The sequence below is a fragment of the Arthrobacter sp. Y3225116 genome (genome assembly GCF_059091245.1).
Genome location: NZ_JBNHGL010000339.1, coordinates 1 through 2,466, shown reverse-complemented (window position 1 = coordinate 2,466; position 2,466 = coordinate 1). Strand labels below are relative to the sequence as shown.

Here is a 2,466-nt window from a genome sequence, read left to right as displayed (position 1 = left end):
CGCGGGAGGTGCGCCGGCCGCCGTCGCAACGGGGTGGCTGCTTCCGGACGGGTGCCCGGCGCCGCCTACTTCTTGTCGGTCAGCGTGGCCACGATGCTGTTCAGCGTGGCCGACGGGCGCATGACCTCGGCGGCCTTGGCGGTGTCCGGGCGGTAGTAGCCGTCCAGGTCCACCGGGGATCCCTGCACGGCGTTGAGCTCGCCGACAATGGCCCCTTCGTTCTGGGCCAGCTCGGAGGCAATGCCGGAGAAGGCCGCAGCCAGCTCCGCGTCGCCGGTCTGGTTGGCCAGTTCCTGCGCCCAGTACAGGGCCAGGTAGAAGTGGCTGCCGCGGTTGTCCAGCTCGCCGGCCTTGCGCTTGGGCGACTTGTTTTCCAGCAGGAACGTGCCCGTGGCGGCGTCCAGCGTGTCGGCCAGGATCTGCGCGCGGGCGTTGCCCGTGGAGGTGGCCAGGTGCTCGAAGGACACGGCCAGGGCCAGGAACTCGCCGAGCGAATCCCAGCGCAGGTGGTTCTCGGCCAGCAGCTGCTGGACGTGCTTCGGAGCGGAGCCGCCGGCACCGGTCTCGAACAGGCCGCCGCCGTTAATCAGCGGGACGATCGAGAGCATCTTGGCGCTCGTGCCGAGCTCCAGGATCGGGAACAGGTCCGTCAGGTAGTCGCGCAGCACGTTGCCGGTCACCGAGATGGTGTCCTCGCCCTTGCGCAGGCGCTCGAGGGTGAAGGCGGTGGCCTTCTCCGGAGCCATGATCTCGATCTGCAGGCCGTCGGTGTCGTGGTCCTTGAGGTACTCGTTCACCTTGGCGATCAGGTTGGCGTCGTGGGCGCGGGTTTCGTCCAGCCAGAACACGGCCGGGGTCTGGCTGGCGCGGGCGCGGGTCACGGCCAGTTTCACCCAGTCGCGGATCGGCAGGTCCTTGGTCTGGCAGGCGCGCCAGATATCGTTCGGGAACACCTGGTGCTCGATCAGCACGGTGCCGGACCCGTCAACTACCTGCACGGTACCGGCGGTCTGGATCTCGAACGTCTTGTCGTGGCTGCCGTATTCCTCCGCCGCCTGGGCCATCAGGCCGACGTTGGGGACGGTGCCCATGGTGGTCGGATCGTAGGCGCCGTTGGCGCGGCAGTCGTCGATAACCACCTGGTAGATCCCGGCGTAGGAGCTGTCCGGCAGCACTGCCAGCGTGTCCGCTTCCTGGCCGTCCGGTCCCCACATGTGGCCGGAGGTGCGGATCATGGCCGGCATCGAGGCGTCCACAATCACGTCCGAGGGCACGTGGAGGTTGGTGATGCCCTTATCGGAGTCCACCATGGCGATGGCCGGGCCCTCGTCCAGGCCCTTGTCGATCAGCTCCTGGACGCCCTTGCGGTCTTCGGGGTCCAGCGCCGCCAGTCCGTTCAGGATGGCGGCCAGGCCGTTGTTCGGGCTCAGGCCGGCAGCGGCCAGCTTGTCGCCGTAGGCAGCGAACAGCTCGGAGAAGTAGGCCTTGACCACATGGCCGAAGATGATCGGGTCGGAGACCTTCATCATGGTGGCCTTCAGGTGCGCGGAGAAGAGCACGCCTTCTTCCTTGGCGCGGGCCACCTGGGCGGCCAGGAATTCGTCCAGCGCCGCGGCGCGCATGACGGTGCCGTCGATGACCTCGCCGGCCAGCACCGGGAAGGCGTCCTTCAGGACCGTGACGGTACCGTCCTCGGCCACCAGCTGGATCTTGATCTTGTCGTCGGCCGGCATGACCACCGACTTCTCGTTGGAGCGGAAGTCGTCGGCGCCCATGGTGGCCACGTTCGTCTTGGAGTCGGCGGTCCAGGCGCCCATGCTGTGCGGGTTCTGGCGCGCGTAGTTCTTTACCGACAGGGGCGCGCGGCGGTCCGAGTTGCCCTCGCGCAGCACCGGGTTGACCGCGGAGCCCTTGATCTTGTCATAGCGGGCGCGGATGTCCTTCTCCTCGTCGGAGGACGGATCGTCCGGGTAGTCCGGCAGCGCGTAGCCGTGGCCCTGCAGCTCCTTGATGGCGGCCTTCAGCTGCGGCACGGAGGCGCTGATGTTCGGCAGCTTGATGATGTTGGCTTCCGGCTGCTTGGCCAGTTCGCCCAGTTCGGTCAGGGCGTCGCCGATCCGTTGCTCGGGGGTGAGGTAGTCGCCGAAGACGGCGATGATACGGCCAGCGAGTGAGATGTCGCGGGTCTCCACTTCCACACCGGCCGTGGAGGCGTAGGCCTCGACGATCGGCAAGAACGAATAGGTGGCCAGCATCGGCGCTTCGTCGGTGTGGGTATAGATAATCTTGGCCATGGGTGAGGCGTCTCCCTGCAAAAGTGGGTCTCTTTGGTTACTCAACTCCTCCAATTTACCCGAGGAGGGCTGCCCGGCGCCGGTTGAAGACGCGCCCACCACGGATCGCGAGGCCGTCGGGAAGCCGCCGTGCCGCAGAAGCCACGCCTGCCCGGGCCGGTGCCGGGCCCGG

The 2,466-nt window shown here is 67.5% G+C and carries 1 protein-coding gene; it reads right to left on the bottom strand.

Annotation, left to right across the window (positions count from 1 at the left end; genetic code table 11):
- Positions 1 to 65: 65 nt before the first annotated feature.
- On the bottom strand, positions 66 to 2,294 hold the full coding sequence (locus AC5RV2_RS17045) for an NADP-dependent isocitrate dehydrogenase (RefSeq protein WP_494093324.1): 2,229 nt from the start codon (positions 2,292 to 2,294) through the stop codon (positions 66 to 68).
- Positions 2,295 to 2,466 lie beyond the last annotated feature (172 nt).